This is a genomic window from Streptacidiphilus cavernicola, assembly GCF_042510955.1.
Taxonomy (GTDB): Bacteria; Actinomycetota; Actinomycetes; order Streptomycetales; family Streptomycetaceae; genus Streptacidiphilus; species Streptacidiphilus cavernicola.
On the sequence record NZ_JBHFAB010000011.1, the window covers coordinates 173,007 to 195,890 of the forward strand.

Genomic DNA, 22,884 nt, shown 5'->3' on the forward strand with positions numbered 1-22,884 from the left:
GCAAGCCTATGGCCTGGCCGGGACCTGACCCGGCAGGCGGCGGCCGGGGTTTCCCGACAGCCCGTCGGCATCCTATTGACTTAGGTAAGGCTAACCAAAATAATTGCGATCATCATTCCCCTGATCCGGCAGTCACGGAGGACCCATGACCCCCCACCAGGCCCACCCCCCGAGCGACCGACCGGCGTCCGGCTTCGCCGCGCTGCTGCGCGCCGCCAGCGCGGAGGAGCACCGGGAGGCCGAGCAGTCGGCCTTCATGGCCGACCTGCTCGGCGGTCGGCTCGGCGTCGAGGCCTACGCCGACCTGGCCGGGCAGCTGTGGTTCGTCTACCGGGAGTTGGAGGCGGCGGGCGCCGCCCTGGCGGACCACCCGGTGGTCGGCCCGTTCGTCGACCGGGCGCTGCTCCGCACCGCCGCGCTGCAACGCGACCTGCGGCACCTGCACGGCCAGGACTGGCGCCGGGCGCTGTCCCCGCTCCCGGCGACCGAGGCGTACGCGGCCCGGCTGCGCGAGGTCGCGGCGCAGTGGCCGGCCGGCTTCCTGGCCCACCACTACACCCGCTACCTGGGCGACCTGTCGGGCGGTCAGATCATCCGCGGCGTCGCCGAGAAGACCTGGGGCTTCGAGCGCCGGGGCGACGGGGTGCGCTTCTACGTCTTCGAGCAGATCGGCAACCCCGCCGCCTTCAAGCGCGACTACCGGGCCGGTCTCGACGCGGCGGGGGAGGCGCTGGGCGCGCTGGAGCAGCGGCGGGTGGCCGAGGAGTGCCGACTGGCGTTCCGGCTGAACACCGCGCTGTTCCGGGACCTGGGCGGGCGCTACCCGCTCAGCGCCTGAGCCGGTCCCCGGCGGTCTCTGACAGCGGAGAGGCAGCCAGCTGCCCGGAAGATGCGTGAGCCCCGCCGTCGGTGCCGGCCGACGGCGGGGCCCACGCGGTCTGTGCGGGCGTCAGCTGTGCGAGCCCGCGCGGCGGCGGCGCAGCAGCACGGCGGTGGTCCCGCCCGCGAGCACCAGGGCGGTCCCGGTCAGCGCCAGCGGCAGGGTCGAGCCGTCGGCGCCGGTGGTGGCCAGAGCGGGAGCACTGCCGCCGGTGCCGCCGGGAACCACGGCGGCCGGGGCGGAGGAGTCGGCGCTGCCGGGCGCGGACGCGGTGACCGGGGCGGAACTGGACGTGGTGGCCGGGGCGCTGGTCGGCACGGCCGACCGGCTCGGGGTGCTGCCGCCCCCGGTCGTGGGCTTCACCGTCGGCCCACTGCTCGGCTTCGCCGTGGTGGGCGCGGCGGTGGGTGCGGTGGCGGTCTTCAGCAGCACCTTGACCGGGTCCATCGCGGTGCCCGCGGTGTAGAAGCCGGAGAACGCCTTCTCCCCGTCCGCCGTCAGCTTGGTCGCGGTGGCGGCCCCATCGAAGGTGTCCTGCCCGGCGGTGAAGGTGACCAGGGCGACGTCGTCGCCGCTGAAGGTGCCGCCGGACATCTGCTTGGACGAGACGTCGGCGGTCAGCGTCGCGGTGCTGCCGCTGGTGTCGACGTGCAGGTCGGCGAGGGTGATGTCGAGCAGGCCGCCGTGGCCGGTGATGTGCAGCCCGCCGGTGAAGGAGGAGGTGACCGTGTGCGTCGTGGTGTCGTAACTCGCCTTGGCCAGCTTGAAGTCGAAGGTTCCGTCGGCGTTCTTGGCCGCGCCGCCGGTGACGGCTATCGCACCGCCGGTGCCGGGGCTGGCCAGGTAGTCGCGGAAGCTCGCCTTGATCCCCCAGTCCAGCGAGCCGGAGCTGAACGGGACGCTCGCCGCCGAGGCCGGTTGCGCGGCCAGCAGCGGGATCGCGCCGAGGGTTCAGGGCCGCTGCGGCGACGGCGGTGGCACGGAGGGGACGACGGGGCATGGCTGACTCCTGGACTGGACGACTGGGACGGGACTGGACGACCCAGCAAAGTTAGGTAAGGCTATCCTAAGTTTTGCGGGGTTCACCAGAGCCGCAGTCGTTCTACGAGGGGTCGTCAGATGCAGCGTGCCGGAGTACCGCAGACGGTCAGGGGCCGGTGGGCCGCGGTCCTCCTGGCCCTGCCGCTGGCGCTGGGCCTCACCGCCTGCGGCGGCGCCGCGGGCCCGGGGGTGGCCGGAACCGCGGCCCCGGCCGCCGCGGGCGCCACCGCCGCCCCCGCCGACGCGGTGCTGCCGCTCACCGGCACCGCCGCGCCCCGACTGCCCGTCACCGTTCGTTCCGCGGACGGGAGGCAGGTCACCGTCACCGCCGTGCGGCGGATCGTGCCGCTCAGCGGCAGCCTCGCCGAGCTGGTGTTCAGCCTCGGCCTCGGCGCGGACGTGGTCGGCCGGGACGTCTCCACCACCTTTCCGCAGGCGGCGAAGCTGCCGCTGGTCAGCCACGACCACACCATCCCGGCTGAGGGGGTGCTCTCGCTGCACCCCGACCTGGTCCTCTCCGACTCCTCGACCGGCACCTCCAACGCCGACACCCTGGCGAAGATCCGCGCGGCCGGTGTCCCGGTGGTGACCTTCGCCGACCCGCAACGGCTGGCTGACATCGACCCGCGGATCGAGGCCGTCGCCGCCGCCCTCGGCGTCCTGGAGGCCGGGGCCCGGCTGGCGCAGCGCACCGACCGGCAACTCGCCGCGGTCCAGGCGGCGGTCAAGCCCCCGGCGGACGGCCGCAGGCCGCGGGTCGCCTTCCTCTACGTTCGCGGCAGCGCCTCGGTCTACCTGATCGGCGGCCAGGGCTCCGGCGCGGAGTCGCTGATCGCCGCGGCGGGCGGCGAGGACGCCGGGACGGCGGGCGGGCTCAAGGCCCCGTTCACCCCGATCACCAGCGAGGCGCTGGCGCAGGCCGCGCCGGACGCGATCCTGGTGATGACCAGGGGACTCGCCTCGGTCGGCGGGGTGGACGGCCTGCTGAAGCTGCCCGGCGTCGCGCAGACCCCGGCCGGGCGGGACCGGCGGGTGGTCAGCGTCGAGGACGGCGAACTGCTCAGCTACGGCCCGCGCACCCCGGCCGTGCTGCGCTCGATCGTGGACCAGCTCTACGGCGCGGCGGCGGCGAAGTGACCCGCAGGACCGTCCTGCTGACGGCAGGTCTGCTGGCCGCGCTGCTGGCGCTGCTGCTGCTCTCGGCCGGGCTCGGCGCCTACCGGATTCCGGTCGGCGACCTGCTGGCCTCGTTCCGGCACCGGGCCCACCTCGGCGGACACGCCCTGGACCAGGTCGCCGACTCCGTGCTGTGGGACGTCCGGCTGCCCAGGACCGTGCTCGCCGCGCTGGTCGGAGCCTCGCTGGGATGCGCCGGTGCGTTGATGCAGGGGCTGTTCGGCAACCCGCTGGCCGACCCCGGCATCATCGGCGTCTCCTCCGGCGGGGCGGTCGGCGCCGTCGCCGTGATCGTCCTCGGGGTGCACACCCTCGGGCAGTGGACCGCGCCCGCCGCCGCCTTCGCCGGGGGCCTCGCCACCGTCCTCGCCGTCTACGTCCTCTCCCGTTCGGGCGGTCGCACCGAGGTGGTGACGCTGGTCCTCACCGGCATCGCGGTCAACGCGCTCTGCGGCGCGCTGATCGGGCTGCTGCTGTTCGCCGCCGACCCGGCCGCGGTCGACCAGGTGACGTTCTGGCAGCTCGGCTCGCTCGGCTCGGCGAGCTGGGGCCAGGTGCTGGCGGTGCTGCCGTTCGCCGCTCTCGGGCTGCTGGTCGCCCCCCGCTACGCGGGCCGGCTCGACCTGCTGGCGCTCGGCGAAGGTCCGGCCCGGCACCTGGGCGTGGACGTGGAGCGGCTGCGGCTGGTGCTGATCACCGTGGTCGCCCTGCTCACCGCCGCCGCGGTCGCGGTCAGCGGGGTGATCGGCTTCGTCGGCCTGGTGGTGCCGCACCTGCTGCGGATGGCGGCCGGTCCCGGCCACCGCTTCCTGCTGCCCGGCAGCGCGCTCGGTGGCGCGGTGGTCCTGGTCGCCGCCGACCTGGCGGCCCGTACCGTCGCCGCGCCGGCCGAGCTTCCGCTCGGCGTGCTCACCGCGCTGCTGGGCAGCCCGTTCTTCTTCTGGCTGCTGCGGCGCACCCGGGCCCGGCAGGGAGGGTGGTCCTGATGTGGCTGACTCGGCGTCAGGCGGCGGTGCCGCAGCGGCAGGCGGCGGGTGCGGTGGTGGCCGGGGCCGGGGCGGTGTCGCTGGCCCGTGCCGGACGCACCGTGCTGGACCGGATCGACCTGCCGGTGCGGGCCGGGGAGCTGCTGGCCCTGCTCGGGCCCAACGGCGCGGGCAAGTCCACCCTGCTGGCGCTGCTGGCCGGGGACCTGGCGCCGGACACCGGCGAGGTGCTGCTGCACGGACGCCCGGTCGGCCGCTACCGGCCGCGTGAATTGGCGCTGCACCGCGCGCTGCTGCCGCAGGCCTCGCCGCTGTCGTTCCCGTTCCCGGCGGGCGAGGTGGTGCGGATGGGCCGCGCGCCCTGGGCCGGGCTGGCCACCCCGGAGCAGGACGACGCGGCCGTGGCCCAGGCCCTGGACCAGGCGGACGCCGCGGCGTTCGCGGACCGCCCGTACCCCGCGCTGTCCGGCGGCGAGCGGGCCCGGGTGGCGCTGGCCCGGGTGCTGGCCCAGCAGGCGCCGCTGCTGCTGCTGGACGAGCCGACCGCGGCGCTCGACCTGCGGCACCAGGAGCTGGTGCTGCGGACCGCGCGGGCGCGGGCCCGCGCGGGCGACGCGGTGGTGGTCGTGCTGCACGACCTCGGCCTGGCCGCGGCGTACGCCGACCGGCTCGCCCTGCTGGACCGCGGGCGGGCCGCGGCGTACGGGACGGCGGCCGAGGTGCTGGACGGGGAACTGCTGGGACGGGTCTACGGCTGCCCGGTGGAGGTCCTGCCGCATCCGCGCGGGGGCGCGGGGCCGCTGGTGCTGCCCGTACGGTGACCTCGGCGGTCGGCGGCGGACGGTTGGTGGCGGAGGGTCGGCGAAGGGCGGGCGGTCGGGTGTCGGTCGGCGGAGTGCTGGGTTACTGGACCCTGGTGCCGAAGAGGCCGCCGGTCGGGCCTTCCTTGTCGCCGCCCTGGGCCTTGCGCAGGGCGTTGGCGAGGCCCTCCAGGGTCATCGACTGCAGGATGACCTTCCCCTGCCCCTCCAGCGTCGCCAGCGACAGGCCCTCGCCGCCGAACATCGCGTTCATCACGCCCTGACGGTTCATCCGGCCGACCCGCTCCACCCCGTACCGCACGCCCTCCTCGAAGGCGACGATGCAGCCGGTGTCCACCTGCAGCTTGCCGCCGAACTCGGCCAGGTCGAGGTCGATGAAGTTGCCCGCACCGGCGATGATCACGGTGCCCTGGCCGGTGAACTTCTCCAGGATGAAGCCCTCGCCGCCGGCCATCCCGGTGCGCAGCCCGGAGAAGGCGATGCCGAAGTTCACGCCGGACTCGGCGGCCACGAAGGCGTCCTTCTCGGCCAGCCAGGCCCGGCCCGGGGTGAGTTCCAGCGCCCGCATCTCGCCCGGCAGCGTCCCGGCGAAGCCCAGCGTGCCCTCGCCGCCCTGCGCGGTGAAGTACTGGAACGCGATGCTCTCACCGGCCAGCATCCGCTGCCCGGCCTGCATCGCGGTGCCCATCGCCTGGCGCAGCATCCCGCCCACGCCGCCGCCCCCGCCCTGCTGCTGCTGGTTGTTGTTGGGGCCGGATATCCGGGTGTCCATGCTGACGTTGGCGGTCTTGAAGAGGAACTTGCCCGCCTCGCAGTAGACGGTCTGCCCCGGCTGGAGTTGGACCACGGCCATCTGCATGGCGTTGCCGACGATCTGGAGTTGCAGGGCCACGGCGGTTTCTCCTCCGTAAGGACGGGGCGGGTGCGGTACGCATCCACCAACGCGCTGGACGCCCCCGCCGGTTCCGGTCGGCGCGGCGCGGTCGCGTACCGTGACCGTTTATGCGACTCGGAGTACTCGACGTGGGATCCAACACCGTCCACTTCCTGGTGGTGGACGCGCACCCCGGTGCCGCTCCCGTGCCCGCGTACTCGCACAAGATCGAACTGCGGCTGGCCGAACTGCTGGACGCGGACGGCGCGATCAGCGACGACGGGGTGCGGCAGCTGGTCGACATGGTCGCCTCCTCGATGCGGGTGGCCGAGGACAAGGGCGTGGAAGAGGTCCTGCCGTTCGCCACCTCCGCCGTGCGCGAGGCCGCCAACGGCGAGGAGGTGCTGAAGCGGGTCCAGCGCGAGACCGAGGTCGACCTGCGGGTGCTCTCCGGCGGGGACGAGGCCCGGCTGACCTTCCTGGCGGCCCGCCGCTGGTACGGCTGGTCGGCGGGGCGGCTGCTGCTGCTGGACATCGGCGGCGGCTCGCTGGAGATCGCCTGCGGGCTGGACGAGCAGCCCGACTCCGCGGTGTCGCTGCCGCTGGGCGCCGGGCGGCTCACCGCGGGGTGGCTGCCGGGGGACCCGCCGGACCCGGACGACGTGCGGCGGCTGCGGCGGCACGTGCGGGCGCAGATCGCCCGGACCGTCGCCGAGGTGTCCCGGCTGGGAGCGCCGGACCGGGTGGTGGGGACGTCCAAGACCTTCAAGCAGCTGGCCCGGATAACCGGAGCCGCGAGGGAGGCCGACGGCCCGTACCTGCCGCGGACGCTGACCCGCAGCGCGCTCGCGGCGTGGATGCCGCGGTTGGCGGCGATGACCACGGAGCAGCGGGCGCTGCTGCCCGGAGTCTCCGCGGGGCGGGCCCGGCAGCTGCTGGCGGGGGCGCTGGTCGCGGACGGGGCGATGGATCTGTTCGGGGTGGAGTCGCTGGACATCTGCCCGTGGGCGCTGCGCGAAGGGCTGATCCTGCGGCGGCTGGACCAGATGCCCGGCGAACACTGAAGTCCTGCGGGGCGCGGGCCGCGATCCTGCGGGCGCGGGTCCGGCCGAGGGTTGTGGTGCCGTCCGTCCCACGGGCGGGCGGACGCGCATACCCTGTCAATCGTGGCGGATCCAACGGACGAACACCCGAAGCCGGGGCAGGCGCCGACGAGCGGCGAGGCCAAGCCGGTGCCCGGTGCGGCGAAGCGCGCCGGGTCGAAGCAGCGGGCCGGGGCGGCGAAGGCGGGCGGCGCGGTGAAGCAGGCCGCCGCCGCAGGGAAGAAGGCCGCGGCCACCGGGAGAAAAGCCACCGCCAAGGCGGAAACCTCGGCTCGCGCCGAGGCCGTTGCCGGGGCGGGTGGCAAGCCTGTGGCCGGGGCCGCGGGGGGCCCCAAGTCTGCGGGCGAGGCCGCCGCCAAGGCGGGAACCTCGGCTCGCGCCGAGCCCGCACCCAAGGCCGGTGCCGAGCCCAAAGCCGGGCCTGGCGGCGAGCCCAAGTCCGCAGCCAGGGGCAGGGCCAGGCGTGAGCCCGCGTCCAAGTCCAAGCCCGGTGCCCAGGCCTCCGCCGACGCTGGTGCCAACACCTCCGCCCAGGCCCCCGCACAGGCTGGTGCCAAGGCCTCCGCCGAGCGCACTGCCAAGGCTCCTGCCCAGACTTCTGCCGGGGAGCAGGCGGGTGGGCCGACCCCGCGGGTGCTGGCGCGGGCCCGTGGGTCTGCCGCTGTTGGATCCGGGCCCGCCGCAGGCGGGGGTGTGCTGGTGCCGGACGCCAAGGTCGCGCTGTCGACGGCCTCGGTCTACCCCGAGAACACCGCCGCCGCGTTCGAGATCGCCGGGCGGCTCGGGTACGACGGGGTCGAGGTGATGGTGTGGACCGACCCGGTCAGCCAGGACATCGACGCGCTGCGCCGGCTCTCCGACTACCACGGGGTGCCGATCCTCGCCGTGCACGCGCCCTGCCTGCTGATCACCCAGCGGGTGTGGGGCACCGACCCGTGGACCAAGCTGGTCCGGGCCCGCGCCGCCGCGGAGAAGCTGGGCGCGTCGGCCGTCGTGGTGCACCCGCCGTTCCGCTGGCAGCGCCAGTACGCGCGGGACTTCGTCCAGGGCATCTGGCGGATGGCCGACGAGACCGGTGTCCGCTTCGCGGTCGAGAACATGTACCCCTGGCGCTACCGGGACCGCGAGGTCGCCGCGTACGCGCCGGACTGGGACCCGACCACCGAGGACTACCGGCACTTCACCGTCGACCTCTCCCACGTCTCCACCTCCCGCGCCGACGCCCTGGCGATGGTCGAGCGGATGGGCGACCGGCTCGCCCACGTCCACCTCGCCGACGGCTCCGGCTCGGCCAAGGACGAGCACCTGATCCCCGGCCGCGGCAACCAGCCCTGCGCCGAGCTGCTGGAGCGCCTGGCCCGCACCGGGTTCGACGGCCATGTGGTGCTGGAGGTCAACACCCGGCGCTCGCCGGGACCGGTCGAACGCGAGGCCGACCTCGCCGAGGCGCTGGCCTTCACCCGGCTCAACCTGGCCGCCGCCCCGCTAGGGTCGAAACGACGCTGACCAGACCGCAGGGATCGGGAACGGTACTGACGATGACCTCACTGCACGGTTCGGAACTCTCCAGCTCCTTCGGCGCCGTCGCGGCCGGCTACCAGGCGGCCCGCCCCAGCTACCCGCAGAGCCTGTTCGACGCGATCGAGGAGCTCAGCGGCCGTCCGCTGAAGGGCGCCCGGGTGCTCGACGTCGGCGCCGGGACCGGCATCGCCACCCGGCTGCTGCGGGACCGCGGCGCCGAGGTGGTCGCGGTCGAGCCCACCCCGGGCATGGCCGCGCAGCTCCGGGCGAGCAGCCCGGAGATCCCGCTGGTGCGCGGCGACGGCCATGCGCTGCCGTTCGCGGACGGCACGGCCGACCTGGTCACCTACGCCCAGGCGTTCCACTGGACCACCCCGGAGCACTCGGTGCCGGAGGCCGCCCGGGTGCTGCGCCGCGGCGGGGCGCTGGCGCTGTTCTGGAACGTCAAGGATCGCACCCGGGGCTGGCCGATGGAGCAGGAGCGGCGGATGATCGCCGCCTGCCCGCAGTACCACGGCTACGGCGCGGTCAACTCGTCCGCCGGGGAGCTGGCCCGGCTCGGGCTGCGGACCGGGACGGCGGTGCTGCGCTGGAGCCGCCGGATCCCGGTGGACACCGCGCTGGTCGACCTCGGCTCGCGCTCCTACGTCGCGGTGCTGGACCAGGCCCGGCGGGCCGAGCTGATGGCGGCCGAGCGGGAGGAACTGCTCGCGGTCTTCCCCGACGGCGAGGTGGTCGAGGAGTACGAGCTGGACCTGACCGTCGGCGTCACCGGCTGACGCCCAGGGCCGCCCGCCGTCAGCCGCCCGCCGCCCGCCGTCAGCCGCCCGCCGTCAGCCGTCAGCCGTCCGCGACCGGCGGCCGAGGCCGCCGCTGTACCGTATTCCGGACGGCTTGTCCACGACGCGGTACGGCGGCGTAGGCTCGTCGGCCAACGACGAAGGAGTTGAGCACAGTGCCGCAGCTGAGGTCTCGAACGGTCACCCACGGTCGCAACATGGCTGGTGCGCGCGCCCTCCTCCGGGCCGCAGGTGTAGCCCGTGAGGACTTCGGCAAGCCGATCATCGCGGTCGCGAACAGCTTCACCGAGTTCGTGCCCGGACACACCCACCTCCAGCCGGTCGGCCGGATCGTGTCCGAGGCGATCCAGGCCGCGGGCGGCATCCCGCGCGAGTTCAACACCATCGCGGTGGACGACGGCATCGCCATGGGCCACGCCGGCATGCTCTACTCGCTGCCCTCCCGCGACCTGATCGCCGACTCGGTCGAGTACATGGTCGAGGCGCACTGCGCCGACGCGCTGGTCTGCATCTCCAACTGCGACAAGATCACCCCGGGGATGCTGATGGCCGCGCTGCGGCTGAACATCCCGGTGGTCTTCGTCTCCGGCGGCCCGATGGAGGCCGGCAAGGCGACCCTGGTCGACGGCACGGTCCGCAAGCTGGACCTGGTCAACGCGATCTCGGACGCGGTCAACGAGAACGTCTCGGACGAGGACATCGCCCGGATCGAGGAGAACGCCTGTCCGACCTGCGGGTCGTGTTCCGGGATGTTCACCGCCAACTCGATGAACTGCCTGGCCGAGGCGATCGGCCTGGCGCTGCCCGGCAACGGCTCGGTGCTGGCCACCCACACCGCCCGCAAGGCGCTCTACCAGGACGCCGGCCGGACCATCGTCGAGATCACCAACCGGCACTACGGCCAGGACGACGACAGCGTCCTGCCGCGCAACATCGCCACCCGCGCCGCGTTCGAGAACGCGGTGGCGCTGGACATCGCGATGGGCGGCTCGACCAACACCATCCTGCACCTGCTGGCCGCCGCGCAGGAGGCCGAGGTCGACTTCGACATGGCCGACATCGACGCGCTGTCGCGCCGCCTGCCCTGCCTCTCCAAGGTCGCGCCCAACGGCTCGTACTACATGGAGGACGTGCACCGGGCCGGCGGCATCCCGGCCATCCTCGGCGAGCTGTACCGGGGCGGGCTGCTGAACGAGGACGTGCACACCGTGCACAGCCCGTCGATGGCGGACTGGCTGAAGAACTGGGACATCCGCGGCGGCTCCCCGTCCGCCGAGGCGGTCGAGCTGTTCCACGCCGCGCCCGGCTGCGTCCGCTCGGCCAGCGCCTTCTCCCAGTCGGAGCGCTGGGACACGCTGGACACCGACGCGGCCGGCGGCTGCATCCGCGACGTCGAGCACGCCTACTCCAAGGAGGGCGGCCTGGCCATCCTCTACGGCAACCTGGCCGTGGACGGCTGCGTGGTGAAGACGGCCGGGGTGGACGAGTCGATCTGGACCTTCCAGGGCCCGGCCGTGGTGGTCGAGTCGCAGGAGGACGCGGTCGAGGCGATCCTCACCAAGCGGGTCAAGGAGGGCGACGTCGTCGTCATCCGCTACGAGGGCCCCAAGGGCGGCCCCGGCATGCAGGAGATGCTCTACCCGACCTCGTATCTCAAGGGCCGCGGCCTGGGCAAGGCCTGCGCGCTGGTCACCGACGGGCGCTTCTCCGGCGGCACCAGCGGCCTGTCGATCGGCCACGCCTCGCCCGAGGCGGCCTCCGGCGGCGCCATCGCACTGGTCGAGGACGGCGACCTGGTCACCATCGACATCCCCAACCGCTCGATCCGGCTGGAGGTCTCCGACGAGGACCTGGCCGCCCGCCGGACCGCGCTGGAGGCCGGGCACGGCTACCGCCCGAAGACCCGCGAGCGCAAGGTCTCGGCTGCGCTGCGGGCCTACGCGGCGATGGCCACCAGCGCCGACAAGGGCGCGGTCAGGGACGTCTCCCGACTGGGCTGAGGGTTGGGCTGAGCGGGTTGCGCCTACGGCGGGCCGCGGGACCGGACGCACCGGACCCGCGGCCCGCCGTCGCACAATCGGTGCCATGCCCGACAACGAGGTGACCCCGGAGCCGATCCGCTTCTTCGGCACCCGCTGGGTGGAGCGCGGCCCCGGCTACTGGCTCCGCCGGGTCGGCGTGAGCACCGGCGCGCTGGCGGCGGCGGGCGCCGGGACGCTGCTGATGCGGCTCGGCGTGCAGGGCGTGCTGGTCTCCCGGGCCGGACCGCTGGTGGACGCGCTGCTGGTGGTCGCGGTGGCGGTCTGCACCTGCGGCGCGGCGATCCGCACCTGGAGCCTGTTCGACCGCGGCCGGGCCGCGCTGACCGGCTGGATGGCCGACGACCGCACGGTCGGCCCGATGCTGGTGATCGGCTGCGTCGGGATGCTGGTCGCCTACCTGCTGCGCAGCCTGATCGAGGCCCCGGGCGAGGGCGAGCGGCGGGTCCGCTACGAACGCGCCGTCGCCGCGAGGGCCCGCCGCCGCACCCCGGTCGCCGCGGGCGGCCGTCGCAAGCGCCGCTGACGCCTGCTCAATTGAGCCGGCGTCAGCTGCGGGAGTCCTGGGCGCAGCTGTCGGACGGCAGGTCCGCCGGAGGCTTGCTGCGGTCGTACGGGTCGATCGCCGGTCCGCTGGCGCTGGGCAGCCCGCCGTTGCCCTGGGCCGCGGCGTTCGGGAACTGCGGGTTGACGTAGCCGTTGTAGACGCCGCAGGCGCTGTTGCCGATGTTCTCGTCCCAGCGGTGCATCCACAGGCTGCCCCGGGTGTGCACGTAGTGCCCGGGGTCGGGGATGTCCACGTCGACCACCCGCCGGACGATGCTCCTGGCCACGTCGGTGCTGTTGCCGGAGACCTCCCAGGCGGCCGGGGCCGCGCTGGTCGGGCCGCTGTCGGGGACCGCGACGTCCGGGTGCGGGCCGGGCCGCAGCGGGTAGACGAAGGTGTAGTCGGCGTGGATCGCCAGGCCGCCCTTGCCGTCGCCCTTGTACGTCAGCTCGCCCTGGACCTTGACCACGCTGCCGTCCAGCAGCGCCTGGTCCGGGTTGAACCGGGTGAACAGCTCGGTGCCGTCGCCCTTGCGGGACGGGTGGGCCAGTTCCTTCTTCAGCCCGGTCAGGATGTCCTTCTCGCCGGGGTCGATCAGGGCCAGCGCGGCGGTCGGGTAGCCGCCCGCCAGCACCTTGGGGTCGAGGTTGCTGTCGACCAGGAAGTCCTTGGTGTGCTTCAGGTACGCGGCGACGTCGGCGGTGTCGTACGCGCCCACGGCGTGGGCCTTGGGCAGGACGATCGCCTTGGCGCCCTCCGGCCAGTCCTCGGCCGGGGAGCCGACGAAGGGGTGGGCCAGGGTCGCCACGACCGGGTCGGCCACGACCGTGGGCGGCGCGGTCGGCGGCGCGGTCTCCGGTGCCTGCAGCGACGGCGTGGGCCGGGCTGCCGAACCGTCGGAGGAGGAGCTGCCGCTGTTCATCCAGTGGTATAGCCCGCGGGCGTTGAGCAGCGCCGCGACCAGGGCCACCGCCGCGGCGACCACCAGCACCGCCCGCCAGGGGAACCTGCGCCGGGGTGTGGGGAGCGGGCGGAAGGAGGTGTCGACCGGCGGCTCCTTCTTCCACTTGTCGGCGAGCATCCGGGCCCTGGCCGAACCCTCCTTCTGCTGCGCCCCGCGGACGAAGTCCTCGTCGAGGACGAGACCCTCGAAGGGGTCGGGGGCGGGGTTCTGGTGATCCTCGGACGTCGGCACGCGAACAGTATGACGATCACAGAACCTTCATAGGTAAGGGTCGGATGAGAAAACTCATCCGACCCCTACCGCTTGCGTGGTTTGACTCAGTATCCGCTGTTCTTCCGGCGGCTCGAGGCGACCGAGCCGACCACGCCGACGATCGCGCCGAGGATCGCCGCGTGCCACAGCGCGGTGAAGAAGCTGAGGAAGACGCCGTCGCCGCTGAGCAGGAACTGGGTGACGGTGTTGGTCACCAGCAGGCCCACGGCCGGCACCGCCGCGGTCTGCCACGGGTGCTCGGCGGCCCAGCGGCGCAGCCGTCGCTCGCCCTTCTTGCTGACCATCGAGCCGGCCCCGCCGACCAGGAACAGCAGGAACAGGCCCACGCTGACCGGGCTCGCCAGCATGCCGAGCCCCCAGTTCAGGGTGATCAGCTCAATGCCGAGGGTGGCGCCGCCGCCGATGACGCCGACGACCCCGGCCGTGCGCCAGGGGCCGTGCGAGGCCGAGGCGACGGCGAGCGTGCTGGATTCGCGGGACGAGACATCACTGCTACTCATGCTTCAACGGTGCGCCTTCACGGATCCGAAAGCCATAGGGGACAACCCTGAGTTTTCCGGCGCTCCCGCCCGGCCTGAGCAGGGCGGGGCTCCACCTGCGCACCGCCCGCCGGGGCTACGCTGACGCCCATGGTGACCCGTCGGCTGCTGCTCGCCGCCTCCCGCAGCCAGGCAGCCCGCAGGGCCGCGCTGGCGGCCCCGGCGGGCCGGGCCGTGGTCGAGCGCTTCATCGCCGGGGAGACCCGCGAGGACGCGGTCAGGGCGGTCGACGAACTGATCGTCCGCGGGCTGCGGGTCAGCGTGGACCACCTGGGTGAGGACACCGTCGACCAGGAGCGCGCCGACGCGGTCAGGGACGAGTACACCGGCCTGCTGGCCCGACTCGGCGCGGCCGGGATCGGCGGCAGGGCCGAGGTCTCGGTCAAGCTCTCCGCGCTCGGTTCCGGGCTCGGCCCGGACGGGCGGCGGGCCGCGCTGGACCGGGCCCGTAGGGTCTGCGCCGCCGCGGCGGCGGCCGGGACCACGGTCACCCTGGACATGGAGGGCCACACCAGCACCGACGACACCCTCGCCGCGGCGGCCGAGCTGCGTGCGGACCACCCCTGGGTGGGCGTGGTGCTGCAGTCCTGCCTGCGCAGGACCGAGGCGGACTGCCGCGAGCTGGTGCACGCGGGATCCCGGGTCCGGCTGGTCAAGGGCGCGTACGCGGAGCCGGAGGCGGTGGCGTTCCGGGACCGGGGCGCGGTGGACCGCTCGTACGTCCGCTGCCTGCGGCTGCTGATGGAGGGTCACGGCTACCCCATGGTCGGCACCCACGACCCCCGGCTGATCGAGATCGCCGGGGCGCTCGCGGTCCGCGCCGGACGGGCCCAGGGCAGCTACGAGTTCCAGATGCTCTACGGGATCAGGGCCGAGGAGCAGCGCCGGCTCTCCGCCGCCGGGGAGACGGTCCGGGTGTACGTCCCCTACGGCGCGGACTGGTACGGCTACTTCATGCGGCGGCTGGCCGAGCGCCCGGCGAACCTGGCCTTCTTCCTGCGCGCGCTGGGTCCGGGCTGACCGCAGTCCGGACACTGCGCGCAGGCCCCCGCGGCCGGTGCGAGGATGGCCCCATGACGCAACGAGTCGCCGTCCTCGGCACCGGAAAGATCGGCGAGGCCCTGGTCTCCGGGCTGCTGCGGGCCGGGAAGTCCCCGGCGGACGTGCTGGTCACCGCGCGCCGCCCGGAGCGCGCGGCCGAGCTGCGCGAGCGCTACGGGGTGGAGGCGGTGGACAACGCGGAGGCGGCGAAGACCGCCGACACGCTGATCCTCACCGTGAAGCCGCAGGACATGGGCGCGCTGCTGGACGAGCTGGCCCCGCACGTCGGCGCGGACCGGCTGGTGATCTCCGGCGCGGCCGGGGTGCCCACCGCCTGGTTCGAGCAGCGGCTCGCGCCGGGGACCCCGGTGGTCCGGGTGATGACCAACACCCCGGTGCTGGTGGACGAGGCGATGAGCGTCATCTCGGCCGGCGCGCACGCGTCCGAGCAGCACCTGCTGCGCACCGAGGAGATCTTCAAGCCGGTCGGCCGGACGCTGCGGGTGCCGGAGTCGCAGCAGGACGCGGCCACCGCGCTGTCCGGCTCGGGCCCTGCCTACTTCTTCTTCCTGGTCGAGGCGATGACCGACGCCGGGATCCTGCTCGGCCTGCCGCGCGCGGTCGCCGCCGACATGATCGTGCAGGCGGCAGTGGGCGCCTCGGTGATGCTGCGGGACACCGGCGAGCACCCGGTGAAGCTGCGCGAGGCGGTGACCTCCCCGGCCGGGACCACCATCGCCGCGATCCGCGAGCTGGAGAACCACGGCGTCCGCGCGGCGCTGCTCTCGGCGCTGGAGGCGGCCCGGAACCGCTCGCAGGAGCTGGCCTCCGGCGGGAAGTGACCTCGGGCCGCCCCCTAGGGTGGCGGTATGCGCTACGACCTGGTGATCTTCGACAACGACGGTGTGCTGGTGGACAGCGAGCCGATCTCCAACCGGCTGCTCGCCGACTACCTGACCGAGCTGGGCTTCCCCACCACGATCGAGGAGTCCTACCGCGACTACATGGGCGCGGCGGCGCACACCGTCCACGACACCGTGGCCGAGCGCTTCGACGGGGCGCGGCTGCACGACAGCTTCGACGAGGACTTCCACGCCCGGGTGTTCGCGGCGTTCCAGGAGCAGTTGACGCCGGTCCCGGGGGCCGCGGAGCTGCTGAAGCAGGTGCGCGAGTCGGGTGTGCGCTACTGCGTGGCCTCGTCCGCGCACCACGCCTGGATCCGCACCGCCCTGGACACGTGCGGCCTCTCCGGCTTCTTCACCGAGGAGCAGCTGTTCAGCGCCCAGGACGTGGGCCGGGGCAAGCCCGCCCCCGACCTCTTCCTGCACGCCGCCGCGACCATGGGGGTGCCGCCGGAGCGCTGCGTGGTGCTGGAGGACAGCCCGCTGGGCGTGGCCGCGGCCCGCGCCGCCGGGATGGACGTCTACGGCCATGCCGCGCTCACCCCGCCGGAGCGGCTGGCCGGGGCGAATGGGCTGTACCGCGACACGGCCGAGGTCCCGGCGCTGCTCGGGCTGTGACCGGGAGCGGCGCCGGGACCTTGTGCTCGGGCCCCTGCGGTCAGCCGACGTTGAGCTTCTGCACGGTCATCGAGGGGACGACGGCGAAGTCGCCCGCGCCGGGGCCGCCGGCCGTCCCGTAGCCGCTGGTGTCGTCGTTGTAGCCGAAGCCGCCGAGGTAGAGCCGGGTGTCCGGCTGGGTCACCGTGATCACTGAGGTCTGGTTGGCGCTCGCCTCGATGGTGGAGCCGAAGCTGTCGGAGGTCATCCGGGGGATCGCGCCGGTCTGGATCGTCCCGGCGTTCTCCGACGGGGTGCCGTTCCAGTCGTAGACGCCGTCGTTGTTCAGGTCCTCCCAGATCACCAGGGTGCCGTAGGTGTTCGGCACCCCCGCGTCGCCCTGCGCGCCGGTGCCGGCCTTGCGGTAGAACACCCCTGACGCGGTGACCTGGTAGGTGCCCGGCTGCAGGATCACCGCCTCGGTCAGCTTGGTCACCCCGGTCTTGATGGCGCCGCCGACCTGTCCCAGCGGGACCGCGCCGGACACGTTGTCCGCGGCGATCGGCGCGTGGACGACGGTCGCGTCCGCGGTGTAGTAGCCCTCCAGGTCCACCGCCACGTCGGTGACGCCGGAGTGGTTGTAGAGGGCGATCGAGCCGTCGTCGCCGAGCTTGACGGTCACCTGGTCGGCGATGGTCTCGCCGGCCGTGAAGTTCAGGTTGCTGGCGACCGGACGGGTCACCCCGTCCGGGTACACGGTCAGGTAGCTCGGCTCGGTCGGGTTGACCGCGGTGACGGTGAGCGCCACCGCGGTCACCCCGGCGACGGGGACGCCGTGCTGGCCGGCGACGTGCAGCACGACGTGCCCGCCGGTCGAGAGCGGGACCGACAGCCTGGTGTCGAGCAGCCGGACCGGCGGCACCGCCGTGTAGTTGCTGGGCGCGCTGACAGCGGGCACGGCCCGGGGGTCCGCGGCGAACGCTCCGCCGGCGAAGGCGGACCCGGCGGCCGCGGCCAGTACGGTGAGCGCGGCGACGATCTTCTTGCGCAGGTTCATGCGCATCACGTTAGGTAGTCGCGCGGTCTCAGTCCGGGAGGCGCAGCCGACGTCCCCGGAGCGGGGCGCCGCGGAGGCCCTCGAAGCGGAACGGGAGGCCGAGGCCGCTGCCCGGGGTGGACTGCGAGGTACGGGTCTCGGCGCGGAGGTGCAGCGCGGGCTCGCCGCCGTCCCCGGACACGCCGACGGCGGCGACCGGGGTGCCCGCGGTCAGGTGCTGGCCGCGGCGGACCCGGATGCTGTCCTGGCGCAGCCAGGAGAGCACGACCAGGGCCCGGCCGGTGTCGATGGCGATGTGGTTGCCCTCGGGGTGGTCCGCGGCCGGGGCGTACGGGAGGTGGTCCGGCAGGCCGTCCACCGCGGCGACCACGACGCCGTCGCAGGGGCTCAGCACCGGGTGCCCGAAGATCGCGTAGCGCTCATTGCCGGACGGGGCGAGGCCCAGCGCCCGCCGCCCGCGCCACTGCGGTCCCTCGCCGAGTTGGACCAGGTCCACGGAGTGCCGGCGGTGCCGGGGCGCGCCGGGGGTCAGCGACTCCTGGGCGTAGCGGTTCACGGCCGGGCCGCCGGCCTCGGTGAAGGTGAAGTGCCCGCCGCGCAGCGGGAAGGACAGCACCAGGGGGTGCGCGCTGGGGGACGGCAGCGGGCGGCTCCGCCGCCAGGTCCATCCGGCCAGGCCGAGGCCGGCCGCGAACAGCACCGCCTCCGGGATGCCGGGCCTGCTCCAGGGCAGGCCCGGCCCGAACACCGGGAGGGCCCGCAGCCCGGCCAGCACGGCGAGGCCGACGGCAGCCGGGGGGAGCGCGCGGAACCACGGGGGGAGCGCGTGGGTCGGCCCGGTCCGCAGCGCGTACCAGCCGAGGGCGGGGGCGGTCGCCACCAGCAGCAGCCAGCCGGTGGCGGTACCGGTGAGGTAGGGCAGCACCCCGATGGCCGCGGTCGCGGCCAGATACCCCAACGCAAGCCGGGAGAGCGCTGCCGCCCCACCCCGCCCCCCACCCACCCGAGACACCGCCACCAGCCCCCTGGACCGCACAGCCTGCGGCTCGACCGCCGGGGCGGACCCGGGTACGGGCGGGGGGACGACGGGCGGGGTGGGCGCGACGACGGCCACGGGCGGGGTGACGAGCGGCGGCGCGGGCACCGGGGCGACCGCTGACGCGGTCGGCACGGCCTGCGGCTCCGCCGCCGGGGCGGCCTCGGCGACACGCCGCACGACGACGGCCACGGGCGGCGGCGCGGGCACCGGGGTAACCGCTGACGCCGCCGGGGCGACCGCCGGGGCGGCTTCGGCGAGGTGCGGCGCGGACCCGGGTACGGGCGGGGGGACGACGGGCGGTACGGGCACTGGCACCGCTGGCGCGACCTGCGGCTCCGTCACCGGTGCGGAGCCGGTGACGCGGGGCGCGTACCCGGGCATGGGCGGCAGTTTCGCCGCCGAGGTGGACCCGGCGGCGCGCGCGGGGGCCCCGGCCCCCTTGGGTCCGCCCGGCGCAGCCGCGCCCACGCCGCCAGGTGCCGCCTCCGCACCGCCGGGCGCCGGCTCCGCACCACTCGGCGCAGCCCCCGCACTGCCCGGCGCAGCCGCCTCCGCACCGTCAGGCGCCGCCTCCACGCTGCTCGACGTGGTGCCCGTGCCGCCCGGCGCAGCCGCTCCCGCGCCGCTCGGCGTGACACCCGTGCCGTCCTCCCGCTCTGCGCTGTCTTCCCGCTCCGCGCCGTCCGGGATGGTCGGGAGGTCGGTTCGGGACTGGGACGGGAGCGGCGGCCGGCAGGCCGCGACCGCGCCGGGCCCGGTCACCAGCGCGGTCAGCTTCCCCTCGGGGGACACCTGGGCCCAGACCAGCTCCGCGCCCCGCGCGAACTGCACCCGGTACAGCTCTCCCCTGCGCCGTACCCCGCGGAGCGCCCCGTGCCGCTTCCGCAGCTCCTCGACCGTCGCCCAGAGCCGCGCCAGCGGCACCCGCCGCAGCAGCTCCCCGCTGAACGCCGACGCGTCCGCGACCTCCGCGCCGAACACCGCCGCCAGGGCCCGGGAGACGTCGTCCTGTGCCGGGAACCGGCGCAGCGGGTCGAGGAGTCGTGAGCGCGTCGTCATCTGGTCCCGGTCTCCCTGCTTGCGGTCGTACCCTCACCGTAGGTAACGAGCGCCGCGCTGAGCGGGAGCGACGTGGGTTGCGGCTTGCGATCTTTTCCCGGAAGGGCCTTCCCGGCACGGGAAAACGTCCGTACGCTCGCGCCCATCGTTCGAGTACTGGCCAGTAAGGGTGGCGGCACGTGGCGGCATTGTCGGCAGAGGACTCGGCGGGGGACTCGGCAGAGGATTCGGCGGAGCTCCCCGCACGCCTGCGCCAGGCGCGCACCGCGCTGCTGGTCAGCTATCTCGCGCAGGGCACCGTCTTCGCGCTGCTGGTCTCCCGGATCACCGCGATCCAGACCCAGTACGGGATGTCCGACGGCACCCTGACCGTCTACCTCGCCGCGGTGCCGATCCTGGCCGGGGTCGGCAGCATCTCCATGGAGCAGGTGGTCAAGAAGACCTCGCCGCGCGCCGTGCTGCGGATCGTCCAGCCGCTGACCTGCCTCACCTTGGTCGGCGTCGGCGCGGGCCACCAGCAGTGGCAGGCCGCGGTGGCGATGGCCGCGTTCGGCCTCTGCGTCGGCGGGCTGGACGCCAGCCAGGCGATGTCCGGGGTGGCGCTGCAGCACCGCAGCGGCCGCAGCATCATGCAGGGCTTCTACGCCGCGTACAGCCTCGGCGGCATCGTCGGCGCGTCGCTGGCCTGGGCGGAAGCCCACTGGCACTGGGGTCTGCTGTCGCTGTACGGCTACTCCGCGCTGGTGGTGGTCCCGGTGGTGATCGTGGCCAGCGGCAAGTACGCGGGCCCGGCCGAGCTGGGCAAGGCCGTCGCCGAGGCCGCGCAGGCCGCCGCCCGGTCGATCCCCTGGAAGCCGCTGCTGCCGCTCTGCCTGGCGATGACCATGGCCTACATCGGCGACGCCACCGTCTCCAACTGGAGCGGCAAGTTCATCCAGGACGGGCTGCACAGCAGCTCCGACCAGATGACCGCGCTGCCGTACGACGCCTACATGGTGGTGATGCTGCTCGGCCGGCTGCTCGGCGACGGCCGGGTGCAGCGCTGGGGCAGCGTCCGCACCGTGCAGCTCGGCACGGTGGTCTGCGCGGCCGGCTTCCTGCTGGTGTCGCTGGCCCCCAACCCGTGGACCGCGGTGGTCGCCTTCGGCCTGGTCGGACTGGGCATCAGCGTGGTGGTGCCGCAGGTGTTCGCGGCCGGCGGCCGGCTGTTCCCGAGCGCCTCGGACGCGGCCGTGGCCCGGCTCAACATCTTCAACTACGTCGGCTTCCTGGTCGGCTCCCCGCTGGTGGGGGCCCTGGCCGGCGGGCTGAACTACCGGATCGCGATGCTGGTGCCGATGGTCCTGGTGCTGCTGATCCTGCTGGTCGCCCGATCCTTCGGCGCCCGCGCGGCGGTCCCGGCCGAGGCCGATACCGTGGCGGTATGACCCCTGCGCCACACCAGCTGGACCTGTTCTGGGACGACGCGTCCACCCGGTACGACTTCGGCCCCGGCCACCCGATGGACCCGGTACGGCTGTCGCTGACGATGTCGCTGGTCCGGGCCTTCGGCCTGGACCGGTTGCCCGGGGTCACCGTCCGGGCGGCGCCGCCCGCCGGGGACTCCACCCTGGCGCTGGTGCACGACCCTGACTACGTCGCGGCGGTCCGCCGGGCCGCCGCGTCCGGCCGCCCGGACCCGGCGCACGGCCTCGGCACCGAGGACAACCCCGCCTTCGCCGCGATGCACGAGGCCTCCGCCCTGATCGCGGGTCAGTCGGTGGCCGGAGCCGAAGCCGTCTGGACCGGGGACGGCGGTCGCGCGGTGAACTTCGCCGGGGGCCTGCACCACGCCATGTCCGGCAGCGCCTCCGGCTTCTGCGTCTACAACGACGCCGCCCTGGCCGTGGCCCGGCTGCTGGAGCTGGGCGCCGAGCGGGTCGCCTACGTGGACGTGGACGTGCACCACGGCGACGGCGTGGAACGCGCCTTCTGGGACGACCCCCGGGTGCTGACCGTCTCGCTGCACGAGCACCCGCGCACCCTCTTCCCGCAGACCGGCTGGTCCGAGGAGACCGGCGGCCCGTCCGCCGAGGGCGGCGCGGTGAACCTGCCGCTGCCCGCCGGGACCGGCGACGCCGGGTGGCTGCGCGCCTTCCACGCCGTGGTCCCGCAACTGCTGGCCGCGTTCCGGCCGCAGGTGCTGGTCAGCCAGCACGGCGCGGACACGCACCTGGAGGACCCGCTGGCGCACCTCGCGGTCAGCCTGGACGCCCAGCGGGCGGTGGCCGTCGCGCTGGCCGCGCTGGCCGACGAGCACGCGGAAGGCCGCTGGCTGGCCCTGGGCGGCGGCGGCTACGCGGTCGCCGACGTGGTCCCGCGGACCTGGACGCACCTGGTCGCCATCGCCGCCGGGCGGCCGATCGCGCCGGAGACCGCGGTCCCCGAGGAGTGGCGGGCCGAGGTGCTGCGGCGGACCCGGCAGCAGGGGCCGCTGCGGATGACCGACGGGATGCCGGCCGAGTGGAAGGACTTCGACGCCGGCTACGACCCGGCCGACCGGCTGGACCAGGCCGTCCTGGCCACCCGCCGGGCGGTGTTCCCGCACCACGGGCTGATGCTCTGAGCTGCCTGCCGGTTTCCTGGCGGTCGCTCAACTGTCGCCCGGCCCTGGGACACTGGCGGCGTGATCACAACAGAGGAGCTTCGCGGCCACCTGGTGGAGCACCGCATCGCGGGCCTGGTCGCCACCCCGCGCCAGAACAACCTGGGCAAGTACGCCCGCTTCGGCCGCCGCGACCCCGACGTGCTGTTCGGGCTCGACCCCGAGGGCGAGTGGACCGCCGCCGACGTGCTGGCGCTGATGGCCGAGCGGGTCGGGGTCTCCCCGGACCCGGCACACCTGTACGGCCAGGACACCATCGACCCCGCGCTGACCGTCGCCGCCCTGGACCGGCTCGCCGCCGTGCTCGCCAGGACCGCCGCGAGCCGGGGCTCGGTGCTGCTCGGCACCGGGCACCCGCAGACCCTGGCCGGATTTCACGCGGCGCTCGGCGAAGCGCTGCGCGCCGCCGGATGCGCCGTCCTCACTCCGGCGCACCCAACTCCCTTCGCCATGCACCACGGGCAGCAGGTCGAGCACTGCGCCCTGGAGTACCGCCGACGGGTGGGGGTGGTCCGGGTGTATGAAGGAGCATCGCCGAGCGGAGCGGGGGCTTCCACCGAGGCCGCCGCGACCGCCCCGGGGGAGCTGTCGGACCCGGTGCACACCCACTCGCCGCAGCCGGTGCGGATCGCCCTCGCGGCCCTCGCCGCGGCCGGTGAACCACTGCCTGACCTGGTCATCGGTGACCACGGCTGGACCTGCGGGGCCGGTCGGCTCGGGGTCGCTGCGGTGGGCCTGGCGGACTGCAACGACCCCGCGGTGTTCGTCGGCGAGGCCGAGGGCGAGGTCGAGGTGGCCGTCCCGCTCGACGACGGTGTGTGGCGCGGATGCTACGAACTGCTGAGCGCCTACGTACTGCAACAGGCCGGTATGTCTCAGTAATCTTCGGCCGCTCACCCCTCTTCCCACTGGTACCACCCGCACCTACTCTGGGTACACGCGTGTGCTGGCTGGAGTCACCGGAGGGGAAGCCGGTGCCCG

General features: G+C 74.4%; 21 protein-coding genes. 15 read left to right on the forward strand and 6 right to left on the reverse strand.

Annotated features, from left to right (window positions below; translation table 11 throughout):
* The first annotated feature begins 145 nt into the window (after positions 1-145).
* Positions 146-838, forward strand: coding sequence for a biliverdin-producing heme oxygenase (locus tag ACEZDE_RS16945; protein ID WP_380537102.1), 693 nt, complete (start codon positions 146-148; stop codon positions 836-838).
* Between the two features lie 111 nt (positions 839-949).
* Here ACEZDE_RS16945 and ACEZDE_RS16950 read toward each other — a convergent pair whose 3' ends face one another.
* A complete protein-coding gene (locus tag ACEZDE_RS16950; protein ID WP_380537146.1) occupies positions 950-1,819 on the reverse strand; it encodes an HtaA domain-containing protein in 870 nt (289 codons plus the stop codon).
* A gap of 180 nt (positions 1,820-1,999) precedes the next feature.
* Between ACEZDE_RS16950 and ACEZDE_RS16955 the strand changes: the two genes are divergently transcribed.
* From ACEZDE_RS16955 to ACEZDE_RS16965, 3 genes are read left to right on the forward strand one after another with little or no spacing between them, the layout of a single operon-like run.
* Positions 2,000-3,058 (forward strand): heme/hemin ABC transporter substrate-binding protein, encoded by a 1,059-nt coding sequence (locus ACEZDE_RS16955; RefSeq protein ID WP_380537103.1) that lies wholly within the window; start codon positions 2,000-2,002, stop codon positions 3,056-3,058.
* The gene (locus tag ACEZDE_RS16960; protein ID WP_380537104.1) at positions 3,055-4,083 is read left to right on the forward strand and encodes a FecCD family ABC transporter permease; all 1,029 of its coding nucleotides are present in this window, start codon (positions 3,055-3,057) and stop codon (positions 4,081-4,083) included. Before ACEZDE_RS16955 ends, ACEZDE_RS16960 begins: the two co-directional genes overlap by 4 nt.
* Positions 4,083-4,904, forward strand: coding sequence for a heme ABC transporter ATP-binding protein (locus ACEZDE_RS16965; protein WP_380537105.1), 822 nt, complete (start codon positions 4,083-4,085; stop codon positions 4,902-4,904). The genes ACEZDE_RS16960 and ACEZDE_RS16965 overlap by 1 nt, the downstream gene beginning before the upstream one ends.
* A gap of 82 nt (positions 4,905-4,986) precedes the next feature.
* Here ACEZDE_RS16965 and ACEZDE_RS16970 read toward each other — a convergent pair whose 3' ends face one another.
* Entirely contained in the window at positions 4,987-5,796 is an 810-nt protein-coding gene (locus tag ACEZDE_RS16970) for an AIM24 family protein (RefSeq protein WP_380537106.1), read from the reverse strand.
* Positions 5,797-5,906: 110 nt separating this feature from the next.
* Here ACEZDE_RS16970 and ACEZDE_RS16975 point away from each other — a divergent pair, with 110 nt between their 5' ends.
* From ACEZDE_RS16975 to ACEZDE_RS16995, 5 genes are all read left to right on the forward strand, one after another.
* Positions 5,907-6,842 (forward strand): Ppx/GppA phosphatase family protein, encoded by a 936-nt coding sequence (locus tag ACEZDE_RS16975; RefSeq protein ID WP_380537107.1) that lies wholly within the window; start codon positions 5,907-5,909, stop codon positions 6,840-6,842.
* Positions 6,843-7,574: 732 nt separating this feature from the next.
* A complete protein-coding gene (locus ACEZDE_RS16980) occupies positions 7,575-8,387 on the forward strand; it encodes a sugar phosphate isomerase/epimerase family protein (protein ID WP_380537147.1) in 813 nt (270 codons plus the stop codon).
* A gap of 32 nt (positions 8,388-8,419) precedes the next feature.
* The gene (locus tag ACEZDE_RS16985; RefSeq protein ID WP_380537108.1) at positions 8,420-9,181 is read left to right on the forward strand and encodes a class I SAM-dependent methyltransferase; all 762 of its coding nucleotides are present in this window, start codon (positions 8,420-8,422) and stop codon (positions 9,179-9,181) included.
* 176 nt (positions 9,182-9,357) lie between these two features.
* Positions 9,358-11,202 (forward strand): dihydroxy-acid dehydratase, encoded by a 1,845-nt coding sequence (gene ilvD, locus ACEZDE_RS16990; protein ID WP_380537109.1) that lies wholly within the window; start codon positions 9,358-9,360, stop codon positions 11,200-11,202.
* Positions 11,203-11,287: 85 nt separating this feature from the next.
* Positions 11,288-11,767, forward strand: a complete 480-nt coding sequence (locus ACEZDE_RS16995) for a hypothetical protein (RefSeq protein WP_380537110.1) — start codon at positions 11,288-11,290, stop codon at positions 11,765-11,767.
* Between the two features lie 22 nt (positions 11,768-11,789).
* Here the strand turns inward: ACEZDE_RS16995 and ACEZDE_RS17000 are convergent, their stop codons facing one another.
* On the reverse strand, positions 11,790-12,983 hold the full coding sequence (locus ACEZDE_RS17000; RefSeq protein ID WP_380537111.1) for an SCO2583/SCO2584 N-terminal domain-containing protein: 1,194 nt from the start codon (positions 12,981-12,983) through the stop codon (positions 11,790-11,792).
* A gap of 86 nt (positions 12,984-13,069) precedes the next feature.
* Positions 13,070-13,525 carry a hypothetical protein gene (locus tag ACEZDE_RS17005; protein ID WP_380537112.1) on the reverse strand — a complete coding sequence of 152 codons (456 nt, stop codon included), beginning with the start codon at positions 13,523-13,525 and terminating at the stop codon, positions 13,070-13,072.
* Positions 13,526-13,654: 129 nt separating this feature from the next.
* On the opposite strand from ACEZDE_RS17005, the gene ACEZDE_RS17010 reads away from it, so the two are divergent.
* The 3 genes from ACEZDE_RS17010 to ACEZDE_RS17020 are packed head-to-tail and all read left to right on the forward strand — an operon-like array spanning position 13,655 to position 16,125.
* Positions 13,655-14,584 (forward strand): proline dehydrogenase family protein, encoded by a 930-nt coding sequence (locus tag ACEZDE_RS17010; RefSeq protein WP_380537113.1) that lies wholly within the window; start codon positions 13,655-13,657, stop codon positions 14,582-14,584.
* 53 nt (positions 14,585-14,637) lie between these two features.
* The gene (gene proC / locus ACEZDE_RS17015; RefSeq protein ID WP_380537114.1) at positions 14,638-15,447 is read left to right on the forward strand and encodes a pyrroline-5-carboxylate reductase; all 810 of its coding nucleotides are present in this window, start codon (positions 14,638-14,640) and stop codon (positions 15,445-15,447) included.
* Positions 15,448-15,474: 27 nt separating this feature from the next.
* Positions 15,475-16,125, forward strand: a complete 651-nt coding sequence (locus tag ACEZDE_RS17020; protein WP_380537115.1) for an HAD family hydrolase — start codon at positions 15,475-15,477, stop codon at positions 16,123-16,125.
* Between the two features lie 40 nt (positions 16,126-16,165).
* Here the strand turns inward: ACEZDE_RS17020 and ACEZDE_RS17025 are convergent, their stop codons facing one another.
* Both ACEZDE_RS17025 and ACEZDE_RS17030 read right to left on the reverse strand, forming a co-directional pair.
* On the reverse strand, positions 16,166-17,161 hold the full coding sequence (locus ACEZDE_RS17025; protein WP_380537116.1) for a hypothetical protein: 996 nt from the start codon (positions 17,159-17,161) through the stop codon (positions 16,166-16,168).
* 28 nt (positions 17,162-17,189) lie between these two features.
* A complete protein-coding gene (locus ACEZDE_RS17030) occupies positions 17,190-19,259 on the reverse strand; it encodes a peptidoglycan DD-metalloendopeptidase family protein (RefSeq protein WP_380537117.1) in 2,070 nt (689 codons plus the stop codon).
* Positions 19,260-19,438: 179 nt separating this feature from the next.
* Between ACEZDE_RS17030 and ACEZDE_RS17035 the strand changes: the two genes are divergently transcribed.
* From ACEZDE_RS17035 to ACEZDE_RS17045, 3 genes are read left to right on the forward strand one after another with little or no spacing between them, the layout of a single operon-like run.
* The gene (locus ACEZDE_RS17035) at positions 19,439-20,686 is read left to right on the forward strand and encodes an MFS transporter (RefSeq protein ID WP_380537118.1); all 1,248 of its coding nucleotides are present in this window, start codon (positions 19,439-19,441) and stop codon (positions 20,684-20,686) included.
* Positions 20,683-21,864, forward strand: coding sequence for an acetoin utilization protein AcuC (locus ACEZDE_RS17040; protein WP_380537119.1), 1,182 nt, complete (start codon positions 20,683-20,685; stop codon positions 21,862-21,864). The genes ACEZDE_RS17035 and ACEZDE_RS17040 overlap by 4 nt, the downstream gene beginning before the upstream one ends.
* 60 nt (positions 21,865-21,924) lie before the next feature.
* Positions 21,925-22,785, forward strand: coding sequence for a phosphatase (locus ACEZDE_RS17045; RefSeq protein WP_380537120.1), 861 nt, complete (start codon positions 21,925-21,927; stop codon positions 22,783-22,785).
* Positions 22,786-22,884: the final 99 nt, after the last annotated feature.

Bases quoted from the DNA above. Each gene is read 5' to 3' on its own strand.
- ACEZDE_RS16945 (WP_380537102.1), top strand. From the start codon at position 146: ATGACCCCCCACCAGGCCCACCCCCCGAGCGACCGACCGGCGTCCGGC.
- ACEZDE_RS16955 (WP_380537103.1), top strand. From the start codon at position 2,000: ATGCAGCGTGCCGGAGTACCGCAGACGGTCAGGGGCCGGTGGGCCGCG.
- ACEZDE_RS16965 (WP_380537105.1), top strand. From the start codon at position 4,083: ATGTGGCTGACTCGGCGTCAGGCGGCGGTGCCGCAGCGGCAGGCGGCG.
- ACEZDE_RS16975 (WP_380537107.1), top strand. From the start codon at position 5,907: ATGCGACTCGGAGTACTCGACGTGGGATCCAACACCGTCCACTTCCTG.
- ACEZDE_RS16985 (WP_380537108.1), top strand. From the start codon at position 8,420: ATGACCTCACTGCACGGTTCGGAACTCTCCAGCTCCTTCGGCGCCGTC.
- ACEZDE_RS16995 (WP_380537110.1), top strand. From the start codon at position 11,288: ATGCCCGACAACGAGGTGACCCCGGAGCCGATCCGCTTCTTCGGCACC.
- ACEZDE_RS17005 (WP_380537112.1), bottom strand. From the start codon at position 13,525: ATGAGTAGCAGTGATGTCTCGTCCCGCGAATCCAGCACGCTCGCCGTC.
- ACEZDE_RS17010 (WP_380537113.1), top strand. From the start codon at position 13,655: ATGGTGACCCGTCGGCTGCTGCTCGCCGCCTCCCGCAGCCAGGCAGCC.
- proC (WP_380537114.1), top strand. From the start codon at position 14,638: ATGACGCAACGAGTCGCCGTCCTCGGCACCGGAAAGATCGGCGAGGCC.
- ACEZDE_RS17020 (WP_380537115.1), top strand. From the start codon at position 15,475: ATGCGCTACGACCTGGTGATCTTCGACAACGACGGTGTGCTGGTGGAC.
- ACEZDE_RS17025 (WP_380537116.1), bottom strand. From the start codon at position 17,161: ATGAACCTGCGCAAGAAGATCGTCGCCGCGCTCACCGTACTGGCCGCG.
- ACEZDE_RS17030 (WP_380537117.1), bottom strand. From the start codon at position 19,259: ATGACGACGCGCTCACGACTCCTCGACCCGCTGCGCCGGTTCCCGGCA.
- ACEZDE_RS17040 (WP_380537119.1), top strand. From the start codon at position 20,683: ATGACCCCTGCGCCACACCAGCTGGACCTGTTCTGGGACGACGCGTCC.